Source organism: Kordiimonas laminariae (genome assembly GCF_023008165.1).
In the GTDB taxonomy this organism is placed as follows: domain Bacteria; phylum Pseudomonadota; class Alphaproteobacteria; order Sphingomonadales; family Kordiimonadaceae; genus Kordiimonas; species Kordiimonas laminariae.
Genome location: NZ_JAKQZA010000002.1, coordinates 166,578 through 191,973 on the forward strand (window position 1 = coordinate 166,578; position 25,396 = coordinate 191,973).

A 25,396-nucleotide genomic window follows, 5' to 3' on the forward strand; every position below is an offset into this window, starting at 1 on the left:
AATGAAAAAATTCCTTATCGGCCTCACACTCTTGGGAGGCCTCAGCCTTCCGAGTATCGCAGATGATTACTGGGTAACGCAGTTAAGGGCTGCACCGGGTAAGTTCCCTGCCCTCCTAGAGTTAATTAAAAAGACAGATTGGCAAGCCATTGACGGCTCTACCCCTCTTATGATGCGTCACAGTCAAGGCAACCACTGGGATGTTATGCTCCTTGGCAAGCACCTAGAAAACTGTGCTACAGCTTGCATTGAGGCAACTGCAACTTTTGAAAAGCAGGTACGAGACCTTGTAGACTCAGAAGTGAGTTTCTTAGCAACATCTGAAGCTAGTTGGGATGATTTGCAAAAAGAAGCCTCAGGCAAAGGCCTCTACCATATTGAAATGTTCAATGCCGCAGCTGGTAAACACGAAGCGCTTTTGCGCCAACGCAAGATTGAAAACAAATATCTAGGCCTCACTGGTCAAGTAGAGAATGCCATCTTCCAGGTTACATTTGGGACGGACGTAGATATTTTCACCATTGGCTTCCATGATAGCCTCAGCAGTTTTGCAGCTGGCGGTCCAGAGAGTGCGGAAGCAGGTGAAAAGGCAGCCGTTGACGCAGGCTTTAAAAACCGCGCTGATATCAGTTTCCACCTCCGCGAACTTATTGTTAACCACCACGACACATTAGCCGGGCCTGTAAAATAATGCGTATTCTGTTTTATCTTGACGATTACCCCCATGAAATCTGGCGAGATGCACTACTTGCTGAAAACCCTGATCTGGAGTTCAGAAGCTACCCGGATTGGGGCTCACCTGAGGACGGGCCTGCTTATGCTCTTGTATGGGAACCGAAACCGGGCCTACTAAAAGATTATCCAAACATTCAGGCTATTTTCTCAATGGGGGCCGGGATTGATCATCTTACACGTGACCCCCAGCTACCCAAAGACACCCCTATCATCCGCATGGGTGATGATGGTCTTAAAGAAGGTATGGCAGAATTTATGGCAATGAGCGTGCTCATGCATCACAGGCAAATGCCTTATCTTCTGGAACAGCAAAAGACGAAAAACTGGGCTCGTGTGTTTGCCCCAGCCGCCAAAGATGTTCAGGTGGGTATCATGGGATATGGCGCACTCGGCAAAGCAGCTGCAGAGAAGCTCAAGCCTTTTGGCTATAATCTGGTTTCATGGTCGAGAACGGCCAAAGCACCTGAAGAAGGTATCAAACATTATTCCGGTACTGAAACCATTGATGAATTTCTTTCTGGCTCCAACATCCTTGTATGTCTACTGCCTGAAACCAAAGAAACGATCAACCTTCTTGATAAAGAACGTCTTCTAAAGCTTCCACAAGGTGCTTCCATCATCAATGGCGGTCGAGGCGGTCTCATTGATCTCGACGCTCTCGAAGAAGTGATGACCAGCGGTCATATAGAAAGTGCAACCCTAGATGTATTCCCCAAAGAACCTTTAAACACCGATCATCCGCTTTGGCATCAGGAAAAACTTATTATTACACCTCATGTTGCGGCTATTACACGCCCAGATACGGCAGCTAACTATGTAGTTAGAAACATAAAAAAGCTGGAAAATGGGGAAGAACCAGAAAATAAGTTAGACCTAAATCGCGGATACTGACTTTCTTTTCTAGAAACGAATACCTATATAAACCTCTAAGACTGCATTTTTATGCAAGATATAGATTAAGGATTAGAGAGCCGTATGGCCTATATTGAAGTTGTTGCTGGTTTAGTATTGCTTGTTGTAGCCGGTGATCTTCTCGTGCGAGGCGCTGTATCAATCGCCCAAAACGCCGGGATTTCAAAACTTATAATTGGTTTGACCATCGTTGCTTTCGGCACCAGTGCGCCTGAACTCTTTGTTGGCGTAGATGCTGTGCTTGGCGGCTCGCCTTCTCTTGCTCTTGGTAATGTTGTTGGTTCCAATATCGCGAACGTGCTTCTTGTTGTTGGTCTTCCAGCTATGATTGCCCCGATGACATGTGATGCTCCACGCCTTGGCCGTAACCTCAGTATTATGCTATTAGCTACAGCCTTGTTTATGGGTGTAGCCTTCACAGGTGAGATTGCATGGCCACAAGGGATTATCCTTATTGCTGGCCTTACTGCATTTCTTGTTTACTCAGGTATGCGGGCTCGCCATGGCTGCGAAGCAGAATCTGGCTTCGATGGTATGGAAGAATTAAATGAAGAACCAGAAAGCTACGGCAAATCCTTCCTTCTTGTAGTAGCGGGCCTGTTCGGCTTGGCTTTTGGTGCCGACCTACTCGTTGCCGGATCTGTTGATATCGCCCGCGACTTTGGCGTTTCAGAAGCAGTGATCGGCCTTACACTCGTTGCTCTTGGAACTAGCTTACCTGAGCTAGTAACAGCTCTTGTAGCAGCAGTTCGTGGTCACTGCGATGTAGCTGTCGGTAATGTTATCGGTTCTAACATTTTCAACCTTCTTGGCATCATGGGTGTTACTTCGCTCTTTGGTACTGTGCCTGTTCCTGATAGCTTCATGGAAGTTGATTTATGGGTGATGCTCGGTGCCAGCATGTTGCTTATCCCATTTTGCCGGATGCGCTCCCGAGTTGGAAGGTTCTCCGGTATGATCATGGTAATTATGTATATTGGGTATATGGTATATCTGGCGAACAACGGTGACAGTGCATCAGTAATGGGCCTTCACTTTGAGTAAATCACCGTACAGTGCCGCTCTTGTCACTGGTGCCAGTCATAGAATTGGTAAACATATCGCCCTGTCGCTCGCTGAACTTGGCTATGACGTTGCCGTACACTATCATGGTTCAGAAGAAGCAGCAGCTGAAGTTGCTGATGCTATCTGTGATATGGGTAGAAAAGCAGTAACCGTTAGAGCTGACCTCGCTGATGAAATAACAACAGGGTCGTTGCTCGCACGCGCAAGTGATATGCTCGGCAGACCAATCGATATTTTAGTGAATAATGCATCGCTTTTTGAAAAAGACGACATCCATTCTTTCACCGCAGAAAGCTGGAATGCGCATCATGCAGTGAATCTATTCGCTCCTGTTTTACTTACACAAAAACTGGCTCAAACACTTTCAACAAAGCAAAAAGCAGCTGTTATCAATTTAATTGATCAACGAGTTTTAAAACTGAACCCACAGTATTATTCCTATACGTCATCAAAAGCAGCGCTTTGGAACGCAACCCGCACCGGGGCACAGGCTCTGGCACCGAATATTCGTGTGAATGCTATCAGCCCGGGTCCAACACTCGCTAACACTAGGCAATCAAAAGAAGAATTCGCACAGGAAGCTGCAAAAGTGTTACTTCAGCAAGGCCCTGCCCTGGATGAAATTTCAAATGCTGTGCGTTTTTTACTTGAGACTCCGTCAATGACAGGGCAGATGATTACCCTAGATGGCGGCCAGCATTTGGCTTGGCGTACAGAAGATATTCTTGAGGACTGACCATGGCACATGATGATGTAAAACCAGCAGCATCACTTTCACATTTACCTTATGCGGATGCTACACGATCTGTTCGCCATGTTTTTGTGCGTGACTATGTAACAAATGCCGAAATTGGTGTTTGGGAACACGAAAAAGATACGCGCCAGAAAGTTCGCATCAACGTCGACCTTTCTGTTCTTGAAAATAATGATCACCATGGTGACCAATTAGATAAAGTTGTCTGCTACAACGACATCGTTCTTAATATTCAGAAGATCATTTCACAAGGGCACATTAATCTTGTTGAAACTCTAGCTGAAGAAATCGCAACGATGACGCTGGTTGATAATCGAGTTATCGGCACACGCGTGCGCGTGGAAAAACTTGAAGCGGTTGAAGGCGCTGCAAGCGTAGGTGTAGAGATTGAACGCCATAGATATAGTTAACCAATTAGTAACAATTGGTTTTTTCTAAGCGTTTCCTTATTCCTAGCCAGAAAAGTTGTGCACAACGAATCATTCGCTGCCACACCCCCTATATGCATACAAGATGACAAATTTATTTTTGATGCAATAATGTGTTTTTTATTTCTTGACCCCTTTAAAAACAACAGCTTAGCAAAATTGCCTAAAAAATAGGCAATTTATTAGAAGCCAAGTGTTACAGCCATGTTGCATTACATACCCATATCTTTCCCACAAGGTTATCCACAGCCGAAGTGGAAATCTTTCGAGTTATTCACAAAGCTTAATTCGTTCATTGATTCTCGAAGGCGATTCCGTCAAAAATGAAACCTAAATCTGTGCAAGGTAAACCAAAGTGACCCAAACCAATCTATCTGCTGGGATTTCTGTAATCCGAGAACAAGTGAAGACAGCGCCGACAGCGCCTGGGGTTTACCGGATGCTGAGTGAGCACGGTGATGTACTTTACGTGGGTAAAGCAAAAAGCATTAAAAAAAGAATTGTCTCCTACACTCAGGTTAACAGGCTTACCATAAGGTTGCAGCGTATGGTCGCTCAAACAGTATCTATGGTGTTTGTAACCACTCGCACAGAGGGAGAAGCCCTTCTCCTTGAGGCATCTCTGATCAAACGATACAAGCCTCAGTTCAATGTACTTTTGAAAGATGATAAATCTTTCCCATACATTCTTTTGCGGGAAGACCATGAATGGCCTCAGATTTCCAAACATAGAGGCGCCAGAAAGCATAAAGGCCAATATTACGGGCCATTTGCCAATGTAAGTTCAGTAAACCGCACTCTCAATACCCTTCAAAAAGTTTTCCAGCTTCGAAGCTGCAGCGACAACACGCTGGAAACCAGAAGCCGAGTATGCATGCTCTATCAGATCAAACGCTGTTCAGGCCCATGTGTTGATAAGGTTAGTAAAGAAGACTATAGCGATATGGTCGCTGAAACCCGCGCGTTTCTGGAAGGCAAATCATCTGAAATCCAAAAGAAGTTCGCTGCCTCTATGCAAGAAGCCAGCGAAGCAATGGAATATGAAGTTGCAGCTGTATACCGCGACCGCTTGAATGCTCTTACTCAAATTCAAAGCCACCAATCAATCGTCAATGCGATGGTTGAAGAAGCTGATGTTATCGCAGCTGAAGAAATAGCTGGCCGTATCGCTATTCAGGTATTCTTTTTCCGCGCAGGGCAAAACTGGGGTCACCGGGCCTATTTCCCAAAGCATGATAAAAGCGATGGCATCGAAACCGTGCTCTCCGCTTTTATCTCGCAGTTCTATGATAACAAGCCTGCCCCTAAGCTTATTCTTACCTCTCATAAGTTACCAGACACAAAACTTCTATCAGAGGCCCTGTCAGAGCGTATGGAACGCAAGGTAGAGATAACGGTACCGGCTAGAGGGAAGAAGGCCGAGGTGATAGCTGAAGCACGCCGTAACGCCAAAGAAGCTCTTGAGCGTCATATGGCAGAAAGTGCGAGCCAAGCCAAACTGCTCGAAGGTGTAGCTGAAGCATTTGATATGGATGAAGTCCCTCAGCGTATTGAAGTGTATGATAACAGCCATATTCAAGGAACCAACGCAGTTGGTGGCATGATTGTGGCTGGTCCCGATGGCTTTATGAAAAACAGTTACCGCAAGTTTAACATCAAGGACGAAGATCTTACGCCTGGGGATGACTTTGGCATGATGCAGGAGGTGATGCGACGGCGTTTCTCTCGTCTTCTCAAAGAAGATGCGACCCGGGAACGAGGTCACTGGCCAGATCTTCTATTGATTGATGGTGGAAAAGGCCAACTTTCATCCGTTATGGAGATCATCGAAGAACTTGGCGTAACCGATGTTACTATTGTTGCCATCTCCAAAGGGCCGGACAGAAATGCTGGACGTGAGCAATTCCATATGCCGGGTAAAGAAACCTTCATGATGCCACATACAGATGCTGTACTTTATTATCTTCAGCGCCTACGGGACGAGGCTCATAGGTTTGCTATCGGGAGCCACAGGGCCCGTAGAAAGAGTGATATTAAAAAATCACCGCTTGATGAAATTCCAGGTGTTGGCCCAAAGCGCAAAAAGGCTCTTCTCCATCATTTCGGCTCGGCAAAAGCGGTGATTGATGCAGACGTAAAAGATCTGGCGAACGTGGACGGTGTTTCAAAAGCCATGGCCCAACAGATTTATGATCATTTTCATGATTAAGTTTGCCGGATGATTGACCTTAGCGCTTTAATCGCTATGGTGTGCGAAAGACAGTAAAGCATTAGGATTACCCGCGCTTATGTGGAATTTGCCAAACATTTTAACAATGTCACGGATCGTTGTGATCCCTGTTCTTGTGGCTTCGTTTTTTATGGAGCAACCGCTAGGCAGCCACGTCGCATTTGTTACCTTTGCCCTAGCAGGCATCACTGACTTTTTTGACGGCTATCTTGCACGTGCCACTGGCAGTGTTTCAAAGATCGGTCAATTCCTTGACCCAATCGCTGACAAACTCATGGTCGGTGCAGTCATTATCATGCTCGTTTTTGCAGGCTGGGTGGACGGCATTCATGTTGTGGCAGCTGTGATTATAATGTGCCGGGAATTACTTGTATCTGGCCTTAGGGAATTCCTCGCAGGCATTCAGGTGAGTGTACCCGTAACCATGCTCGCTAAATGGAAAACCACCGTACAAATGCTGGCTCTTGGTTCACTTACATGGTCCAAGGGTGCCATCGCATTTGGAATTCCTGCACAGGAAATTGGTATCGTTGCCCTCTGGATTGCAGCAGTTCTAACACTATATACAGGTCTTGATTATCTTCGGGTTGGCCTAAAACATATGGTGTAAGAATGCAGATCCTCTATTTCGCGAGCATCCGTGAGCAAATTGGCAAAAGTGAAGAAACTATCAGTAAGCCTGACGACGTAGAAACGGTTGCTGATCTGGTTGCACATTTGAGAAGCTTCAGCGAAGATCACCATAACGCTCTTGAAAGCATGATGTTTGTTCGGATTGCAGTAAACCAAGTGCATGCACAGGCTGATCATCCCGTAAGCGATACTGATGAGATCGCCTTCTTTCCTCCGGTTACAGGCGGCTGATATGCAGCCCCAAATCTCAGTACAGCTAGACGATTTTGATATCGGAAATGAGATCAATCAGCTCAAAGTAGATAAGCACGATATCGGCGCTGTTGTCAGCTTTGTTGGTACAGTACGCGATTTAGCGGATGGTCTTACATCCATGACGCTCGAACATTATCCCGCAATGACCGAGGCCGAACTCGCTAGAATTGCAAAGGAAGCTAAAGAACGCTGGCCACTTGAGGGCTGCCGTATCATCCACAGGTTCGGCGAATTATTCCCCGGCGACAATATCGTTCTGGTGATTACAGCTTCCGCACACAGGCAAGCAGCGTTCGACGCAGCTAACTTTATTATGGACTTTCTTAAAACCAATGCACCATTTTGGAAGAAAGAAACCACATCTAGAGGTGCTAAATGGGTGGATGCCAATGACGCAGATGATAAAGCGCTAGAGCGCTGGCAAAAATAGTTTCTTCTATAGCCAATGCCAGGTTTGCTTAAGGCCAATTAAATGTATAAGACCAAAGACTAATACGATCAGTGAACTCCATGTCCAGAAAGCTGGACTAGGCAACTGTTCCTCAGGTCTAAAAACTGGAATTAGAGCTAAAGCACGTAACAGGAAAATAGCGGTAATCCCAGCAAGCGCATACTTCACCAAGGGTAACTTTATATTCACACCAGCACCCGCAAGGGCATAAAGCCCGAAGGCAGATAGCACACCCGCAATGAATAGAGTGATAAAAGTAGGATAGTTGCTACCTTCCTCGGCAAGCTTTGCCATCTGTTCACCTGCGCCAAAAAAGCGGTACCAAGGTGCACCAAAATAGATAATTAGCAAATGGGTAAAAGCCGCGCTGAAATTAAGGGCGGCCGCAATCAATAAGTATCTGTTCATATGTATCCCTCAAATCACCTACACACTTTATCAGGTTCATTTGAAATGATCACTGCGGCATATGGACATAAAAAAAACCGGATAAGAAATCCGGCTTTTCGATTAACTTCCAGCTCAGTTTAATTTTGCTGACGGCGCAAGAAACTAGGGATTTCTAGCTGATCCTTATCTGCTGTTTTAGGAGCGGAACGATCTTCTTCAGTTACCCCACCAAGCGAAGAAGTTGTTTCAACGGCTTCTGGCTCCGTATTTACACGCTCAGATGCGCTTACTTCTGTGTTTCCGCCTCTTAGACCGGCGGTCATCACCTGAAACAGGCTACGTTTCTGTGGTGTAGAAGGTTCTGGCTTAGGCTCTTCTTCAACCTTAGGCTCAGCCGTATATGCATCCACAAGAGGTGCTTCTGCCTGGCCTGCAGGCTGAGCAAGTGTCTCTTTTGGCATCATAGGAGCCTCTGCAACAAAAGCATCCGCTTGCTCAGCTTTCGCTAGCGCCTTTTCCTCTAGGTCTTCAGTTTCCCTTGGCATTTCTGGCTGCTCAGATACAGCTTGCTCAGCACGGTCATCTAAAGATGCCTGTACCTCGCCTAGAATATCTGCAACGGATTTCTCTTCTTCCATAGGAATAGCATCATGCTCTTCCGCTGTTTCAGCAACCTCGGCAGCCTCTTCCGTCTCTTCAACAGCAGTTTCTTCTACGACAGGTTCTGGCGCAGGCTCAGGCTTGCGCACAGGCACTGGAATTTCAATATTCTGTGCCCCACCCTCAATACCTGTAGCAACAACAGAGACACGGAGTTTACCTTCAAGGTCTTGGTTGAAAGCAGAACCGAATACGATAAGCGCATCTGGGTCCACCTGCTCACGCACCATATTTACGGCTTCATCAACTTCATACAGTGTCATATCCATGCCGCCTGTTACGTTGATGATCACACCTTTAGCGCCCTTTAAGGAAGCTTCCTCAAGAAGTGGATTGGAAATAGCTGCTGCGGCGGCATCCTGTGCACGGGTTTCACCTTCCGCTTCCCCCGTACCCATCATGGCTTTGCCCATTTCAGACATAACTGTACGAACGTCAGCAAAATCAAGGTTGATCAAACCAGGCATAACCATAAGGTCTGTAATGCCACGAACACCGGAATGCAGCACTTCATCAGCCATATTAAAGGCATCTGCGAAAGTCGTACGCTCGTTCGCTACACGGAACAGGTTCTGGTTCGGGATAATAATCAGCGTATCAACATTCTGGGCAAGTTCGGCGATGCCGCTATCTGCTATCTTTGCTCGGCGGCCACCTTCAAACTGGAACGGACGTGTCACAACACCGACAGTAAGGATACCTTTTTCACGAGCACGACGAGCAATAACAGGTGCAGCACCTGTGCCCGTACCACCGCCCATACCGGCCGTTACAAACGCCATATGGCAACCATTTAAGGTTTCATCAATTGAATCAACTGCCTCTTCCGCCGCTGCAGCACCAATTTTAGGCTGCGCGCCTGCACCAAGACCTTGAGTGATCTCAATACCCAGCTGAATACGGTTATCAGCAGCAGATGCAGCAAGTGACTGCGCGTCTGTATTTGCAACGACAAAATCAACACCTTGTAGCTGCGCTGAAATCATATTATTTACGGCGTTACAGCCCGCACCACCAACACCCACAACCGCAATACGCGGTGTAATTTCTGTTAGCTCTGTATTTCCAAATTCAATCGACATTGCCCGAATACCTCCGTTGATTTCTTTCTAACCTGCTACGCGTGGCAATGCCAGTGTTTGCAGCACGTATTTCATCAGAAACTTTCTTTTATCCAGCGCATTACCCGGCTAAACCCGCCGCCTTGGGGAATATTGCTTGTTTGTTTGTCTTGTTTAAAAATTTGCTGGGGTGTTTTAGCCGCATATTCCAGCAAACCAACAGCCACAGCAAAGTTAGGGGATTGCCCGGCCACAGGAAGCCCTGAAACCTTTTGAGGACGGCCAATACGCACATGACGGCCAAGGATACGGCTTGCAAGATCCCGGACAGCTTCACACTGCGCTGAACCACCAGTGATAACCACCCGTCGTCCTGCAACACCCGAAAAACCTGACTGGTCAAGGCGATCAGCAATTGTTGTAAAAAGAAGCTCAAGTTCTTTCTCAACAACAGATGTAAGCGCGCTACGTTTCATGCGCACAACACGGTCAGACCCCACTTCACCAACTTGCGGTACCTCAATCTCAATATGCTCGTCCGTTGCGTCAACTCGCGCGCAGCCATGAAATGTTTTGAGCCGTTCCGCTTCATCAAATGGTGTTAGCAGATTCCGAGCAACTTGCTCAGTAATCTGAGCGCCACCAATGGGCAGAATTTCTGAATGGACCAGAGCCCCTTGGGCATAGACAGAAATACCCGTGGTACCCCCGCCAAGATCAATACAGGCAGCACCCATTTTCATTTCATCATCGACAAGCGAGGAAAGTCCTGCAGCATAAGGAGCAAGCACCACACTCCGAACATTCAGATGAGCCCTGCGCACACAGGCCTCCAGATTTTTAAGAGGGCCCGCTGACACAGTTACTGCGAGGACGGCCAGCCCCAGCTTTTTACCGTACATCCCAACTGGAGGCTTGGTACCATAATTGCCATCCACCGCGTAAGCCGCAGGAAAGGCATGTAACAATCCATCCTCGTCAAAATCTATTTGCTCTTTAGCCTCTGCAATTGCTTGATCAACATCAGTCTGTGTCACTGCATGACCAGCAACATCTACCTCAACTTCAATTACTCTCGTTTGCGGTTCACCACCAGAGAAGCTGAGAATTACGTCGCTTACCGTCGTACCGGCCATTTTCTCTGATTGATCGACAGAGGCACGGATCGCTTTCTCAGTAAGTTCCATATCAACTATGGCACCGCCAACTACGCCGCCGTTACAGGCCCGGTTACCAACGCCACGTACCACATAAGATCCATCAGGGGAAAAATCAGCAATCAGGCACGCTACTTTACTTGATCCAACATCAAGTGCAGCAATTGTTCCTTCCATTACGTCATCTAATATCTTCATAGATCCATCACTCTATACAATCAGGTTGCCCACTCTTTACCGTCCATCATACGACGGCCCGTTGGGGTTACCCGCACTACTACACGATCAGCAACACGCATATCTAATACGCTAATCTCCCGTGCAAGGAAATTGTGAGCAGCCTCCAGCCTTACAAACTTATCCCATGCGGCATCACCGTTATAATCCGTCAGAAATTCCTCAGGGAGTTTCAAACGAATACCATTATCAAAAATAATATCCCAGCGCCGTTCACCAACGAATACAGCTGTTTTCACCCTGTCCGATAAATCACCAGCTCTTTCCAACTTCGAAAACAACGTTTCGATATGCGCAGGTGCGGCTTCCCCCACAACAAGAGGTAGATGACTAAACTCGTGCAGGCCACGAGCAGTAATTACTACGCCGTCTGGGTCAATCAACCTAACAAGACCCTCCTGTTGCCACAGGGCAAACGCTTCACGTTCTGTGATAGAGACCTTAATCTCTCCCGGGAAAATACGGCTCACTTTAGCTTGTTTAACCCAAGGCAGAGTCTCAATGCGCTCTTTAATCATAACGAGATCTACTGACAGGATCGGCACACCATCATCAATATCAAGGACAGCGAGCACATCGTTGTAAGCCGTACGCTCAGCACCACTCACCGAAAGCCGAGATAATTCAAAACCGGCCTGACGGGTGGTTTCGTAGAACCAGCTTTCCGTTACCGATCGCGCAAACAGCATTACTGAAGCAACCAGCAGAATAAAGGTAAAAAGCGACAATCCATAACGATGCTGTTTAACAAAAGCTGTCATTAGTTCGCCTCCCCAATTCGCTGGATTTCCCAGTGAAGATCAACGCCTGAATTGGCTTTCACACGCGTGCGTACTGTCTCTCCAAGTTCCTCGATCTCAGCGGCTGTAGCACCGCCGTGATTAATAAGGAAGTTACAGTGTTTTTCTGAAACCTGAGCATCGCCGATTTGAAGCCCCCGACAGCCGGCTTCGTCAATAAGCTTCCAGGCATGCGTACCTTCAGGGTTTTTAAACGTACTACCGCCAGTTCGGGTTCCGATAGGCTGGCTCTCTGAGCGCGCATTTGTGATCTCGTCCATACGCTTCTGTATCTCAGCAGGATCACCATCCTTTACTTGAAACGATGCTCCTAAAAAGATCAGATCTGCTGGCAAAGCTGTTTTGCGGTAACTGAAGTCAAAATCATCCAATTTGAACTCGTGCATATGCCCATACCGGTCAACGGCATGAGAATGCAACAGAACATCCTTGATCTCACGACCGTAAGCACCTGCATTCATTCGTAATGCACCGCCGACTGTTCCTGGTACCCCCACCATGAATTCAAGTCCCGTTTTACCGGCTTTCTGTGCTTCACGCGCAACATGTACATCCATTGTTCCAGCAAGAGCTTTCAGCACATTTCCTTGAATAAGGGTGCCTGAAAAGCCTCTACCCAACCGGATAACGATCCCCCTAACACCACCATCTCGCACAAGTAGATTAGAACCAACACCTACCACAGTAATTGGTATTTCACTGGGCACATGGCGTAGGAAGGTTTGCAAATCTGCTTCATCTGTGGGTTCAAATAAAATATCCGCCGGTCCACCGGTTCTGAACCAACTGAGACGTGCAAGATCAGCGTCTTCCTTGAGGCGTCCTTTCAAATGCGGCATATTTTCCAAGAATGAATAAGCAGCTGTCATTATTTAAGCCCCTAACTGCTCAGGCAGATCATGGGCCCATTTCGTAATGGAACCAGCACCCAAACAAATAACAGCATCACCAGCTTCAGCATATTTGCTAACTACCTCGGCCAAATCGTCAGGCCCATCCACTATGTCAACAAGCCGATGACCATGAGTACGAATGCCTTCGGCAAGGCTATCACGATTAACGTCCTCTATTGGTTGTTCACCTGCTTCATAAACAGGCGCAACAAGCACTACATCTGCATCATTAAAGCAGGTACAAAACTCTTCGAATAAGCTTTCAAGGCGCGTATATCTATGAGGCTGTGCAACTGCAATAACCTTACCTTCAAAACTCTCGCGCGCAGCTTTCAGTACAGCGCCAATCTCTACCGGGTGATGACCATAGTCATCGATCACCGTCACACCATTCGCCTCACCAGTTTTAGTAAACCTGCGTTTTACACCACCAAAGCTTTCAAATGCTTTGCGGAGTGTTTCATCTTCCACATACATCTCAAGGCCAACACAAATTGCCGCGAGTGCATTTTGAATATTATGATCCCCTGGCATTGGAAGCTTAATACCTTGAATAACCCGACCATCTGCATTCGCCGTTTCTCTCAAACGCACATCGAAAGTAACAGCGCCGGAGGATGGTCTAATATTTACTGCTTGTACATCAGCTTGGGCGCTCAATCCGTAAGTGATGAACTTCCGGTCTTGGATATTTGCGATTAATCCTTGCACCTCCGGGTGATCAACACACAGCACAGCTGCGCCATAAAAAGGAACGCGCTCAAGAAATGTTTTAAAGGCTTCCTTTTCCGCTTCAAATGTACCGTAGAAATCTAGATGTTCAGCATCCAGATTGGTAACAACAGCAATTGTTGCCGGAAGCTTCACGAAAGTACCATCACTTTCGTCTGCTTCAACAACCATCCAATCACCTTCTCCAAGGCGAGCATTTGTGCCGTAGCTGTTGATAATACCGCCATTGATCACGGTCGGGTCAATCCCCGCAGCTTCAAGAACGGTCGCGACCATCGATGTGGTTGTTGTTTTACCATGAGTACCGGCAACTGATACACACCATTTCAGGCGCATAAGCTCAGCGAGCATCTCGGCACGACGTACGACCGGGATAGAGCGAGTTCGAGCTTCAACCACTTCAGGATTGTCAGCTTTAATAGCGGTAGATACCACCAGCACCTGTGCATCTGCAACATTCTCAGCCTTCTGGCCGACCATTACCCTTATTCCCAGCTTCTGTAGACGGTCAACATTGGGGTTAGCACTTATATCTGAACCTTGAACGTTATAGCCAAGGTTATGCATCACCTCTGCAATACCAGACATGCCAATACCACCAATACCCACAAAATGGACTGTGCCTATATCAAAGGGAATGCCCTTCACGCAGATACTCCTTCACCTTCACAAATATTAACTACGACATCCGCAAGCCTGTCTGCCGCGTCGAGGCGCGCTATTGAACGCATACCGTCAGATCCGTTCCTAAGGTCACCCATGTCTTCAAACATTTTATTGAGCTTTTCAGTGACAGCTTCAGACGTAAATTCTTCTTCAGGCATCATCCAACCGCCGCCAGCTTCTTCAACAATGCGTGCATTTGCGGTTTGATGATCATCTGCAGCGATTTTAAGCGGAACTAAAATAGCCGGACGCCCCATGGCTGTAAGTTCTGAAAGTGTTGATGCGCCGGAACGGCAGATTACCAATTGTGTACGAAGCAGGATTCCACCTACATCGTCAAAATATGGCTTTACTTCCGCCGCTATATTAGCTTCTGCATATGCAATTTTTACACGGTCAACATCTTCAGGACGTGCCTGATGTACGATATCTAATCTGCTTTTATGCTCTTCTGGTAAAGCTGTTAGTGCACTGGGCACCACATCAGAAAGGATACGGGCACCTTGACTACCACCAATAATGAAAATACGGATTGCACCGAGACCGAATGGCACCGAATATGCGATATTGGCGAGCTTGGCGATTAGCCTTCGTACTGGATTACCTGTTACCATAGTTTTTACGCCGTAAGGCACACGTTCAGTATTCTCTACACTAAGTGCGATCAGCTCCGCATCTTTCGACATCATACGGTTAACACGACCAAGAACAGCATTTTGTTCATGCAGCACAAAGGGAATTCCTAAACTACGAGCCGCCATCACAGCTGGAAGCGAGGGGTACCCACCAAAACCAACAACGATAGATGGAATGTCTTTCTTAAATTGTTTGCGTACTTTCAAAGTACTTGAAGCAAGACTAATTGCCGATTTGATCTTCCCTAAAAAGCCGCCACCCATATGGCTAGAAGCACTCAAGATCGTTTTATCAAGATCAGCCATAATGTTGCCAAGCGCTATACCGCGCTTGTCAGTAATTAATGAGACCTTATAACCTTCCTCGGTTAATTTATCCGCCACAGCCTCTGCAGGCATCATATGCCCCCCGGTACCACCGGCCGCGAGAATTATCTTAGGTGCGCGTAATGGCATTCTCTGTTCCATCATTCTGCGGCTCTCCACCCTACAGGGTCAAAACCCGGCTGGATAAATCTGTTCCGCCGGGTGAAAGCAAGTGTCATCCCCATCCCAATGGCAAGCGCTACCATTGATGACCCACCAGAAGATACGAACGGCAATGTCATACCCTTGGAAGGCAAAATCGCGAGGTTTACCCCCACATTGATTAATGTTTGAAGCCCAAATTGCATAATTAAACCCGCCGCAGCAAGCAGGCGGAATGGATTTTCCTCATTAACCAAATGAGCCAAACCACGCACAACAATACCTGCGAATAAGAGAAGCAGCATTACCCCTGCAATTGCGCCAAACTCTTCCCCAATAACCGCAAAGATATAATCTGTGTGTGCATCAGGCAGACCAAGTTTCACAACTCCCTCACCCGGCCCTTTGCCAAACAAACCGCCGGAGCCAAAAGCCTCCATAGCCTTGTCTGTTTGGTAGGTATCGCCGCTAGCTGGATTAATGAAACGGTCAATCCGGCTAGCTACGTGAGGCAGCAATGCATATGCAAGCCCGGCCCCTAGCAAACCAAGACCACCAGCAATCATCAACCAAGTCATGGGCAGTCCTGCAAGGGCCATCTGTCCCATCCATACAGTGCTCACAAGCACGGTCTGCCCAAAATCCGGTTGAGAAATCAGGAATGCAACCACGATTAAATACAGTGCAAAACTGATCTGTTTTGCAGGAATTTTTTCACCGTTTAGGTCAGCCGATAAAATCCAAGCCGTCGTTACAATAAAAACAGGCTTCAAGAACTCACTGGGCTGCAAAGTAAAACTACCAAGCGGCAACCAGCGAGTTGCTCCCTTAATTTCCGGTGCGATCAACAGCGTAAGCGCCATTAAAACCAAAGTGATGGGAAACCCAATTATCGCCAGCCTGCGGACCAGATCAGTACTCATCATGGAAACAATCAAGACTGCGCCCAAGGAAACCCCAAGGAAAAGCCCCTGTTTTTTAACGAAATACATGCTATCGAGGCCAAGCCGCTCTGCAACCGCAGGGCTTGCAGTAAGGGCAAGCCAAAGGCCTAACACAATAAGCGCTAAGACAAGCACGAGCATCAGGCGATCAACTGTCCACCACCAACGAGAGAGAACCGAGTTGTCATTTCGAGAAAGGGCAATCATGCCGCCGCTCCTTTCTCTTCACGAACAAGGGCTTTGAAGGCCTCACCGCGCTCTTCAAAATTCGAAAACTCATCAAAAGCTGTGCATGCCGGCGACAACAACACCACATCGCCGGACTTCGCCGTTCTACAAGCGGCGACCACAGCCTCAGTCACAGATACGAAACATTCTGCTTCAAGACTTTCACCAAGATCTTTATATAGAGAGCTTGCAACCTCACCAGCAAAATAACCTTTTTTCACGTGTGCAATGGCAGTCTTCATATGAGTAAAATCTGTCTCTTTTGCTCTACCGCAAGCAATCCAGTGGATATCTTCGAAAGAAGAAAGTGCTCTAATGGCTGCATCACTATTCGTCGCTTTAGAATCGTTGATGTAAGTTACCCCATCAAACGTACCCACAAGCTCTTGCCTGTGCTCTAGCCCCGGGAAAGTTTCAAAGCTGGCAAGAATGTCTGCATTAGCAAACCCCAGCGCTTTACCAATCGCAAATGCACAAGCTGCATTTTGGTGATTATGCGCACCTCGCAAACGATTGAGATCAGATAAATCTGATACTTTTTCTTCCTCTGCCATCAACAAACCATTCGAAACCGAATAATCCGCCACGACACCTTTCGTAGAAACCGTCACATTGTCGGACAAACCGTCTGCGATTTCTTCTGAAGACCTATCATCAACACCTAAAATGGCCGTTTGCCCATTTGACTGCATTTCAAATAATCTACGTTTCGCTGCAATATAGCCAGCCATGTCGCCGTGTCGGTCCAAATGGTCAGGTGACATATTCAAAAGGACAGCGACATCCGCATCAAACACTTTTGTTAAATCCAACTGGAAAGAAGACATTTCAAATACATACACACCACCTTCAGGCAATGCATCGAGAGCCAATACGCCGGTACCAATATTACCGCCCACAACGACAGGTTTTCCGCATTCAGCAATCATATGTGCCACCAACATTGTTGTGGTGGACTTCCCATTAGTGCCAGTGATAGCCACAACCTTATGCGCAGGCATTTCTATGCGAGCTGCTTCAAATACATCAAAGTCACTGATGATTTTCACATCATTTGCAGCAGCCTTCAACACCAGTTCATGAGGTTCAGGGTGTGTAAGCGGCACTCCCGGTGCCAACAACAACTCGTCAAGACATGAGAAATCTAACTCATAAAGATTTGACACATGCTCCGCCACTTCGTTCCTGCGGTCAGCATTATCATCGTAGGCAAAAACCTTAGCACCAGACGCAGCTAAGGCTTTGACCGCGGCAACACCTGTGCGTGCCAGACCAAAAACTCCAACTGATTTACCATCATATGCTGGTGCCGTAATCAAAGCTGCTTACCTCAACTTCAATGTTGCGAGGCCAATCATCGCGAGGATAAAGGCGATAATCCAAAACCGAATAACAATGGTCGGTTCCGCCCAACCTTTTTGTTCATAGTGGTGATGAAGCGGAGCCATGCGAAACACACGTTTACCGGTGAGCTTAAAGGAGGCTACCTGTACAATTACAGAAATTGTTTCAAGCCAGAACAAACCACCAATGATACCGAGAACAATCTCATGCTTAATCACTACAGCCATAGCGCCGATTGCGCCGCCAAGTGCTAACGACCCCGTATCGCCCATAAAGATGGCAGCTGGCGGTGCATTAAACCAAAGGAAACCCAAGCCAGCGCCAATGATCGCACCACATAGAATGGCAAGTTCACCGGCTCCCGCCACATATGGCACGCCTAGATATTCAGTATAAACTGTGCTGCCCACCACATATGCAATAAAACCAAGAGCACCCACAGCAATAATAACAGGAACTGTTGCAAGGCCATCAAGACCATCCGTTAAGTTCACGGCATTCCCGGCCCACACCATAACAAGCATAGCAAACGGAATGTAGAACACACCAAGGTTCACTAAAAAATTCTTTGCAAATGGCAACGACAGATCTGTACCATTCATTGTTGTGAGGAACCAAGCTACACCGCCTGCGATTGCGAATTCTAGCGCCAAACGAAGTTTTCCGGGAAACCCTGCTGATGATCTTTTCGTTACTTTCAGATAGTCATCCACAAAACCAATAGCACCAAAGCCCAGAGTAACTGTCATGACTGCCCAAACATATGGATTGGAGAGATCAGCCCACAAAAAAGTAGAAATACCAAGACCCAACAAAATCATAAACCCACCCATGGTAGGCGTACCTTGCTTTGTCAGGATATGGCTTTCAGGACCATCTTCCCGAATTGGCTGACCTTTTTTCTGCTTGGACTTTAACCACCGGATAATGGCAGGGCCAAACACGAAACAAATAATCATTGCAGTAAAAATCGCACCACCGGTTCGAAACGTCAGATACCGGAACAGGTTAAATATACCGCCTTGATCTGCTAATAAATATAGCACGCGTTCACTCCTACCTAAAACCCATGAGCACACTGTAAGCCACTTTCAGGCACAAGCGTGTCACATTTACTTAAATCCAACATGTTATTCACAAGCGCAGATAAACCCGCACTGTTAGCTCCTTTTACCATCACGACATCGCCATCCCCCAGTCGCTGCATCAACTGCTCAGCAGATGCATCTGGATTGTGCCATCGTTCCGTTGGCAAGCCCGAAGCTTCGCCAACAGCAGCCATCTGGTCACCAAAGGCAATAATCTTCGACACACCGAATTTTTTGAGATCCGCGATAAGTGAGAAGTGAATTTCTTCACTGCGAGAGCCAAGCTCCTGCATATCAGCAAGAACAGCAATTCTCTTACCATGTTTACCTGTTTTCGCAAGGCTTAAACGCCGCAGAGCAGCACGGATACTAAGGATATTGGCGTTATAACTATCATCAATCAGCTTTGCCTCACCAAATCCCAACTGCAGGCTGTACTCTCGGCCTCGCCCCTGTTCTGCTTCAAGTGATGCAAGCGCTAAAGCCGCGTGTCCCAGATCAGCACCAATCGCTTTCACGGCGGCGAGAGTAAGTAAGCTATTCAATACCCACTCTCGACCTGGCTGTGCCACTTTATAGGTAATGAGCGTTCCCATTACATTTGCTGTAAGACAGGTACAGTTGTGGTGTTCAGTCATCCGTACTGGATAAACATCAGCTTTATCTGTCACGGAAACACTAATGGCCTTGGCACCATACTTTTCTGCGGCCTTTTGAAGTTCATCTTTATACGGATGGTCGATACCATAAATGGCAAAACCATCTTGTTTCAACGCTCCAAAAATAGAAGCCTTTTCTTCTGCAATATCAGATACATTCGCAAATGAAGCCTGATGCGCTGATCCAACTGTGGTAACAATTGCTACATCAGGCTGAACCTTGGTAGCCTCCCGAATAATTTCACCTGGCTTATTCATTCCAAGCTCGAAAACTCCAAACCTGCTTTCTCTTGGCATTCGCGCTAGGGAAAGCGGCACCCCAACGTGATTATTGAAGCTCTTTATACTCGAATGAGTATCACCAACCAACGCCAAACACTGACGAAGAGCCTGTACCACACTGGTTTTGCCTGCACTCCCAGTAACACCTATTATACCAGCAGGCGCACGGCCACGGGCATGATGTGCCATACGAACGAGCGCACAAGAAGTATCATCAACAAAGACGAGACGATTATCGCCTTCTTTTACACCCTTTGGCGTTTCTGAAACAATGGCCGCGACAGCGCCCTTTTCAAATGCTTTGGCAACAAAATCATGGCCATTAAGCGCTTCACCTTTCAGTGCAACAAACAAATCACCTGGTAAGATGTCCCTGCTATCAACTTGCAAGCCATCAGCATACCAAGGCCGGGCGGTTAACGCACCACATGTGGCATTGATTTCAGCAGCGGTCCAAAGTGGTGTACCAATCTCCATGTTATGCCCCCTCCCCAAGTACAGCTTTCACAGCATCAACATCTGAGAATGGCAAAATTTCATTCCCCACAATCTGTCCGGTTTCATGGCCTTTACCAGCCACAATCAACATGTCACCACTGCCCATATTCTCTATTGCTTTTGCGATAGCTTCAGCGCGGTCACCAACTTCCATGGCTCCTTGGGCTGCGATCATAATCTGTTCACGAATTACAGATGCCTCTTCGCTGCGGGGATTATCATCGGTCACATAAACCGTATCTGCGAGTTTGCTGGCGATTTCTCCCATTTGCGGGCGCTTACCTGCGTCACGGTCTCCGCCACATCCGAAAACCACATGCAGTTTATTCGGCCGGTGTGCACGTGCTGCCTTCAGAACAGTACGAAGGCCATCCGGTGTATGCGCATAATCAACGAACACAGCGCCGCCCTTAGAGGTCAAACCAATCAATTCCATGCGTCCAGGCACACCATTCAGCCGCTCCATAGCGTCAACACTGGCAGAAACTTTTCCACCACATGCATGTACTAAACCAAGCGCCATCAAAACGTTATGAGCCTGAAAACCACCAATCAGAGGTAGCTTCACTTCATAACGCCCACCATCAATGGTAAATTCAATAACCTGCCCATCAGCCACAACACGTTGCTCAACAAGATGGATTGAGGCTCCCTCACGTTTTCCAACAGTTATACGGCTAAGGTTACGCGCCCACGCCACATCATCGAGCGTAGCGCCCCAGTGATCATCCACATTAATCACGGCACCATCACCTGGCATTAATAGCTCTGCAAACATGCGAGCTTTCGCGTAAAAATAGCCAAATTCAGTTTGGTGGTAATCCAGATGATCCCGCGTAAGGTTTGTAAAACCGGCTGCACTTAAATTTAGCCCATCTAATCGGTTTTGGTCCAAACCATGACTAGACGCTTCTACAGCAACATGCTGAACACCTTTTTCAGCAAGCTGAGCCATGGCACCATACAAATCAACCGGGTCCGGTGTTGTTAAACCGCCATCTATTTGCAGCTGCCCAGATTTAACACCCAGAGTTCCTATACTTGCAGCTTCAACACCGTTCAGTTGCCAAAGCTGCCGAACAAAATCAGCGACAGATGTTTTCCCGTTTGTTCCTGTAATAGCCACCTGCACTTCTGGTTGGGTGCCACAAAACCGCGCGGCTAACTCGGCATAGCGTTTACGTGGGTTTTTATCTTCAACAAAAGCGACATGATCAGGCACTACAGCATCTGGTGTAGACAAAATAGACGTCGCGCCGGACCGAATAGCATCTTCGATAAACTTGCGACCATCCGTATGGCTACCTGGCAGAGCAACAAACATATTGCCCGGCTTCACTGCACGGCTATCCACGGTAAGGCCAGACACAATTGTATCGCCCTTCACCCCATTTCCGCCAAGCAGCTCTGCAAGCTTATATGTCATACTAGCTTTGCCTCTATTTTTTCTTCTTGTCTTCAATCAACAAGGCCACATCCTGATATAGCCCTGCATCTTCCTGTTTGGGTGACACACCAAGCAGTGGTGCCGACCTCAAGATCACATTTCGAACAACTGGCGCAGCTACCCAGCCGCCAGAACGGTACCCGAATGTTTCTTTCGTCCCTTTAGGCTCATCCAACAGTGCAAAAACTGCATACTGAGGATCATCCATCGGGAACACGCCCATGAAAGAAGAAATCAACTTCTTCCGAGCGTAGCCTCCAGCAATTGCCTTCTCTGCCGTGCCTGTCTTACCGCCGACACGATAACCAACAGCATCTGCACGCCCACCAGTACCTTTGGTAACTGCCATCCGCAGAAGCTGGCGAATTTTCCGGCTAGTATCCGGAGCGATTACCTGCTTGCCAGTTTGCCAATTCTCTGGATTGTGAACGAGCGTTGGTGTCATCAAACGCCCACCATTCACCATCGCAGAAATACCTGATGCAAGCTGAAGTGGGCTAACAGCTAACCCATGCCCATATGAAATGGTCATTGTGGAAGATTTACGCCAAACTGGTGGCACAAGCGGGGCACCTACCTCTGTAAGCTCAACATTTGCTGGCTGAAGGAGACCTAATTCACCAAGAAACTCTTGCTGACGCTCAGTTCCGATATCTAGTGCCATCTGCGCTGTACCGATATTTGAAGAGAATGTAAAAATCTCAGGGACCGTTAGATAGCGCTCTTTAGGGTGATCATCTCTGATAAGAAAACGAGAGATACGAAGCGGCTTTGTGGCATCATAGCCATCTTCCATTGATACAACGCCGTCATCCAAGGCATTCGCAAAAGTAAAGGTTTTAAACGTGGAACCTAGTTCATAAACGCCTTTGGTTGCCCGGTTAAACTTCTCTGTATCAGCAACACCTCGTACATTGTTTGGATCATAATCAGGAAGTGAAACCATTGCGATCACTTCACCAGTTGAAACATCCATAACAAGACCAGCGCCACCAATTGCCTGATAAGCACGCATCGCAGCCTGCAATTCATCTGCAAGCGCATACTGAACGCGAATATCCAGTGAAAGCTGAAGCTGTTCAGACGTACGAGACTTATCGCCAAGCTTTGCATCAAAGAAATGCTCAACACCACCTAGCCCATTACCGTCCACGTCTACATAGCCAAGCACATGCGCTGCTAAACGGCCATGTGGATAAATCCGCTCTTCCTCACGCTCAAACTGGAAAGCTGGTTCGCCAATCGCGTTCACTTCCCATTTTTGGCGCGGAGTTAGTTTGCGCTTAAGCCACACAAACTTCTTGCCAGATGAAAGCTTAGCTTCAACATCAGCATATGAGAGCTCCGGCAGTATAGAAACTAATTGACGTGCAGCTTCTTGGGGATCTTTGATATCTTTTGGTACTGCGTAAAGAGATGCTGTTTCAAGGTTTGTAGCAAGAATTTCGCCGTTACGATCGACAATATCAGCTCGAGCGATCTGAACTTCTGGTACGGTTACTACCTGCCGAGTTGCCGTTACACGGGGTTTAGGCGCACTAACACCAAGCTCGATAGTACGACCAATCATAATCAAGAATGCAAAACAGAACAGAACAACGCCTATCATCAAACGATTGCGAGCAATTTCAATCGCTGAACGACGGTGAGTTTCAGTAGTCATATTATGATATGCGGATACTGTGTTCACAGGGTTTGCCCTTCTGTTTGCTTACTTTTCTTTTCCTTGCTTGATTTCAATTCCTTTTGCGCAGCGGGTAGAAGCACACCCTCGCCTGCCTCGACTTCCAATCCTTTCGGTCGGAACGGGATCAAAGAAGGATCAGCAATAATTTGCTTTGCCCGCGGCGGCATCAATGCCAGAAAACGAATAGAACGATCCTGAAGAACTTGAGGTGTCGTGAGATATGCCCACTCGGCTTCAAGCACCCTAATTGCCTCACGGTCCTGTTTAATCTGCCGGGCAATCTCTTTCACATTATCTACTTTGTTCTGAACTGTGATTTTGAGCTGAAGAACAGCCGCACCTGATGCAATAGCAGTCGCTGCCGCAAAGATTGTGAGCGTTTTACGCATGCCACGCCCCCTTTGCTGATGCTCCAGTACGCTCAGCCACACGCAACCGCGAAGACCGAGCCCTAGGATTCACATCCAGCTCGTCGTCGGAGGGCTTAACAGCCCCCTTCTTGATTTGGCGAAAAGATGGCTCTGGCCCCATATCAATGGGCCCCGGCATATGACGGGAACCACCGGATGAACGGCCAGAGCGCTCTGCCATAAACTGCTTTACAATTCGGTCTTCAAGCGAGTGGAATGACACCACAACAAGACGGCCATCTTCGGCAATAATTTCTTCTGCCCCAGCAAGACCACGGCGCAATTCACCCAGCTCGTCATTCACATGAATACGGAGTGCCTGAAACGTGCGTGTCGCAGGGTGAACTTGTTTCTGCCCTTTCTTACGCTGGCCAAACCCTAGAATTCTCTCAATAAGACCTGCCAACTGCCGAGTGGTGGTGAAGGGCTCTTCTTCACGGTCTTTAACAATAGCTGCGGCAATTTTACGGGACTGGCGTTCTTCACCATAATCATAAATGATATTCGCAAGTGTATCCTGCCCATAGGTATTAACTACATCCGCCGCTGTTTCACCATCTTGCGCCATGCGCATATCAAGCGGGCCATCTTCCCGGAAAGAGAAACCACGCTCTGCTTCATCAAGCTGGAAGGAAGAAACACCTATATCCAGCATCACGCCGTCTACTTTATTGATGCCTACCTCAGGCAACAGCGTAGCCATATCGCCGAAGCATCCTTCGACAATCTGGAAACGCCCGGGGAATTCTTTGGCAAACTCTTCAGCACGCTTGATTGCATCTGGATCGCGGTCAATAGCAATCACTTTGCAATCTGCTGCCTCCAACACGGCGCGGCAATAGCCGCCTGCGCCAAACGTACCATCCACATACACTTCGCCGTCTACAGGTTTTAGTGCATGAACAACTTCATTCAGGAGAACTGGAATATGCTTACCGCCTTTTGCGCGCACGTTATCCATCACTTTTGCGGCCCTCCCCCGAAAGCTGGAAGAGTCGGTGCTTTTTGCGCCGCGAGTGTCATTTGCTCTTCTCTATGAAGTTTATAGGCATCTGGCGCCCAAATCTGAAACTTGCGGCCAATACCCACAAAAGTCGCTTGACCATCAATCCCGGCAAATTCTTTAAGCTCCGCAGGCAACATCACACGCCCCTCAGGGTCGAACGAAAGCTGGGAAGCGCCGGCAAGAATGGCGGTGGCGACGGACATTTGATCAGGGTCGAAAGGACCAAAGTCGCCGTAGAGCCGGTCAGAAAGTTGTTCAAGGAAAGAGATATCAGCGCCTTCGATGCAAGGCATATTAAAAGGTTGGTAAACGACAACACCAGCGAAGAGGCTCTGGGATACGGCGTTACGAAACGGCGCAGGAATGGACACACGTCCCTTCTTGTCGACCTTATTCGTAAATGTGGACAGGAAAAATGCCATTGTCCGCTCGCCCCTCTGATTCCCCCTCGCCATTCGCCGCCAAACGAAAAGCAAGCACATAGATCGTCATCTATGCCCTTATGGGATATCATGGGATTTAATAGTGGGTCAATGGGACTTTATGGGACTATATGTATTTTTCTTGGGCCTTTCCTTTTTTTTAAAATGAAGTTAATTCAGTAAAAACATAGCATTAAGGCCACATGTTCTTTTTATGTT

The 25,396-nt window shown here is 47.5% G+C and carries 25 protein-coding genes; 9 read left to right on the forward strand and 16 right to left on the reverse strand.

Translation table 11 applies throughout. The annotated features are described in order from the left end of the window. Window position 1: 1 nt before the first annotated feature. The 9 genes from MF542_RS04195 (at window position 2) to moaE (ending at window position 7,442) form a co-directional block, all read left to right on the forward strand. A complete protein-coding gene (locus MF542_RS04195; RefSeq protein ID WP_247016284.1) occupies window positions 2-691 on the forward strand; it encodes a hypothetical protein in 690 nt (229 codons plus the stop codon). Further along, complete coding sequence (locus MF542_RS04200) at window positions 691-1,626, forward strand: 2-hydroxyacid dehydrogenase (protein ID WP_247016286.1); 936 nt, start codon at window positions 691-693, stop codon at window positions 1,624-1,626. Before MF542_RS04195 ends, MF542_RS04200 begins: the two co-directional genes overlap by 1 nt. A gap of 84 nt (window positions 1,627-1,710) precedes the next feature. Further along, the gene (locus MF542_RS04205; RefSeq protein ID WP_247016288.1) at window positions 1,711-2,691 is read left to right on the forward strand and encodes a calcium/sodium antiporter; all 981 of its coding nucleotides are present in this window, start codon (window positions 1,711-1,713) and stop codon (window positions 2,689-2,691) included. Next, on the forward strand, window positions 2,684-3,448 hold the full coding sequence (locus MF542_RS04210; protein WP_247016290.1) for an SDR family oxidoreductase: 765 nt from the start codon (window positions 2,684-2,686) through the stop codon (window positions 3,446-3,448). The genes MF542_RS04205 and MF542_RS04210 overlap by 8 nt, the downstream gene beginning before the upstream one ends. Window positions 3,449-3,450: 2 nt before the next feature. Then, window positions 3,451-3,876 (forward strand): dihydroneopterin aldolase, encoded by a 426-nt coding sequence (locus MF542_RS04215; protein WP_247016292.1) that lies wholly within the window; start codon window positions 3,451-3,453, stop codon window positions 3,874-3,876. Between the two features lie 373 nt (window positions 3,877-4,249). Beyond that, on the forward strand, window positions 4,250-6,103 hold the full coding sequence (gene uvrC / locus MF542_RS04220) for an excinuclease ABC subunit UvrC (RefSeq protein ID WP_247016294.1): 1,854 nt from the start codon (window positions 4,250-4,252) through the stop codon (window positions 6,101-6,103). Window positions 6,104-6,182: 79 nt separating this feature from the next. Beyond that, on the forward strand, window positions 6,183-6,734 hold the full coding sequence (pgsA, locus tag MF542_RS04225; RefSeq protein WP_255833254.1) for a CDP-diacylglycerol--glycerol-3-phosphate 3-phosphatidyltransferase: 552 nt from the start codon (window positions 6,183-6,185) through the stop codon (window positions 6,732-6,734). Between the two features lie 2 nt (window positions 6,735-6,736). After that, window positions 6,737-6,988 carry a molybdopterin converting factor subunit 1 gene (moaD, locus tag MF542_RS04230; protein ID WP_247016299.1) on the forward strand — a complete coding sequence of 84 codons (252 nt, stop codon included), beginning with the start codon at window positions 6,737-6,739 and terminating at the stop codon, window positions 6,986-6,988. A gap of 1 nt (window position 6,989) precedes the next feature. Next, window positions 6,990-7,442 carry a molybdopterin synthase catalytic subunit MoaE gene (gene moaE, locus MF542_RS04235; RefSeq protein ID WP_247016301.1) on the forward strand — a complete coding sequence of 151 codons (453 nt, stop codon included), beginning with the start codon at window positions 6,990-6,992 and terminating at the stop codon, window positions 7,440-7,442. Between the two features lie 6 nt (window positions 7,443-7,448). On the opposite strand, the gene MF542_RS04240 is transcribed toward moaE, so the two are convergent. The 16 genes from MF542_RS04240 to MF542_RS04315 form a co-directional block, all read right to left on the reverse strand. Beyond that, window positions 7,449-7,871 (reverse strand): hypothetical protein, encoded by a 423-nt coding sequence (locus tag MF542_RS04240; RefSeq protein WP_247016303.1) that lies wholly within the window; start codon window positions 7,869-7,871, stop codon window positions 7,449-7,451. A gap of 119 nt (window positions 7,872-7,990) precedes the next feature. Then, a complete protein-coding gene (gene ftsZ, locus MF542_RS04245; protein ID WP_247016305.1) occupies window positions 7,991-9,595 on the reverse strand; it encodes a cell division protein FtsZ in 1,605 nt (534 codons plus the stop codon). Between the two features lie 74 nt (window positions 9,596-9,669). Then, a complete protein-coding gene (gene ftsA, locus MF542_RS04250; protein ID WP_247016306.1) occupies window positions 9,670-10,929 on the reverse strand; it encodes a cell division protein FtsA in 1,260 nt (419 codons plus the stop codon). Window positions 10,930-10,949: 20 nt separating this feature from the next. Then, complete coding sequence (locus tag MF542_RS04255; protein WP_247016308.1) at window positions 10,950-11,729, reverse strand: cell division protein FtsQ/DivIB; 780 nt, start codon at window positions 11,727-11,729, stop codon at window positions 10,950-10,952. Next, window positions 11,729-12,637 (reverse strand): UDP-N-acetylmuramate dehydrogenase, encoded by a 909-nt coding sequence (gene murB / locus MF542_RS04260; protein ID WP_247016310.1) that lies wholly within the window; start codon window positions 12,635-12,637, stop codon window positions 11,729-11,731. Before murB ends, MF542_RS04255 begins: the two co-directional genes overlap by 1 nt. Before the next feature lie 3 nt (window positions 12,638-12,640). Next, window positions 12,641-14,041 carry a UDP-N-acetylmuramate--L-alanine ligase gene (gene murC, locus MF542_RS04265; protein ID WP_247016312.1) on the reverse strand — a complete coding sequence of 467 codons (1,401 nt, stop codon included), beginning with the start codon at window positions 14,039-14,041 and terminating at the stop codon, window positions 12,641-12,643. Continuing rightward, entirely contained in the window at window positions 14,038-15,165 is a 1,128-nt protein-coding gene (murG, locus tag MF542_RS04270; protein ID WP_247016314.1) for an undecaprenyldiphospho-muramoylpentapeptide beta-N-acetylglucosaminyltransferase, read from the reverse strand. The genes murC and murG overlap by 4 nt, the downstream gene beginning before the upstream one ends. Further along, the gene (locus MF542_RS04275; RefSeq protein ID WP_247016316.1) at window positions 15,162-16,313 is read right to left on the reverse strand and encodes a peptidoglycan glycosyltransferase FtsW; all 1,152 of its coding nucleotides are present in this window, start codon (window positions 16,311-16,313) and stop codon (window positions 15,162-15,164) included. Before MF542_RS04275 ends, murG begins: the two co-directional genes overlap by 4 nt. Beyond that, complete coding sequence (gene murD / locus MF542_RS04280; protein WP_247016318.1) at window positions 16,310-17,653, reverse strand: UDP-N-acetylmuramoyl-L-alanine--D-glutamate ligase; 1,344 nt, start codon at window positions 17,651-17,653, stop codon at window positions 16,310-16,312. The genes MF542_RS04275 and murD overlap by 4 nt, the downstream gene beginning before the upstream one ends. A gap of 6 nt (window positions 17,654-17,659) precedes the next feature. Next, window positions 17,660-18,724: a phospho-N-acetylmuramoyl-pentapeptide-transferase gene (gene mraY / locus MF542_RS04285; RefSeq protein ID WP_247016320.1), complete on the reverse strand. Its 1,065-nt coding sequence runs from the start codon at window positions 18,722-18,724 to the stop codon at window positions 17,660-17,662. 14 nt (window positions 18,725-18,738) lie between these two features. Further along, window positions 18,739-20,184 (reverse strand): UDP-N-acetylmuramoyl-tripeptide--D-alanyl-D-alanine ligase, encoded by a 1,446-nt coding sequence (locus MF542_RS04290; RefSeq protein WP_247016322.1) that lies wholly within the window; start codon window positions 20,182-20,184, stop codon window positions 18,739-18,741. 1 nt (window position 20,185) lies between these two features. Continuing rightward, a complete protein-coding gene (locus tag MF542_RS04295) occupies window positions 20,186-21,631 on the reverse strand; it encodes a UDP-N-acetylmuramoyl-L-alanyl-D-glutamate--2,6-diaminopimelate ligase (protein WP_247016324.1) in 1,446 nt (481 codons plus the stop codon). Between the two features lie 13 nt (window positions 21,632-21,644). Further along, window positions 21,645-23,315: a peptidoglycan D,D-transpeptidase FtsI family protein gene (locus tag MF542_RS04300; protein ID WP_247016326.1), complete on the reverse strand. Its 1,671-nt coding sequence runs from the start codon at window positions 23,313-23,315 to the stop codon at window positions 21,645-21,647. A gap of 23 nt (window positions 23,316-23,338) precedes the next feature. Then, complete coding sequence (gene ftsL / locus MF542_RS04305) at window positions 23,339-23,728, reverse strand: cell division protein FtsL (RefSeq protein ID WP_247016328.1); 390 nt, start codon at window positions 23,726-23,728, stop codon at window positions 23,339-23,341. Continuing rightward, window positions 23,721-24,710 carry a 16S rRNA (cytosine(1402)-N(4))-methyltransferase RsmH gene (gene rsmH, locus MF542_RS04310; protein WP_247016959.1) on the reverse strand — a complete coding sequence of 330 codons (990 nt, stop codon included), beginning with the start codon at window positions 24,708-24,710 and terminating at the stop codon, window positions 23,721-23,723. Before rsmH ends, ftsL begins: the two co-directional genes overlap by 8 nt. After that, window positions 24,710-25,126: a division/cell wall cluster transcriptional repressor MraZ gene (locus MF542_RS04315; protein ID WP_247016330.1), complete on the reverse strand. Its 417-nt coding sequence runs from the start codon at window positions 25,124-25,126 to the stop codon at window positions 24,710-24,712. The genes rsmH and MF542_RS04315 overlap by 1 nt, the downstream gene beginning before the upstream one ends. Window positions 25,127-25,396: the final 270 nt, after the last annotated feature.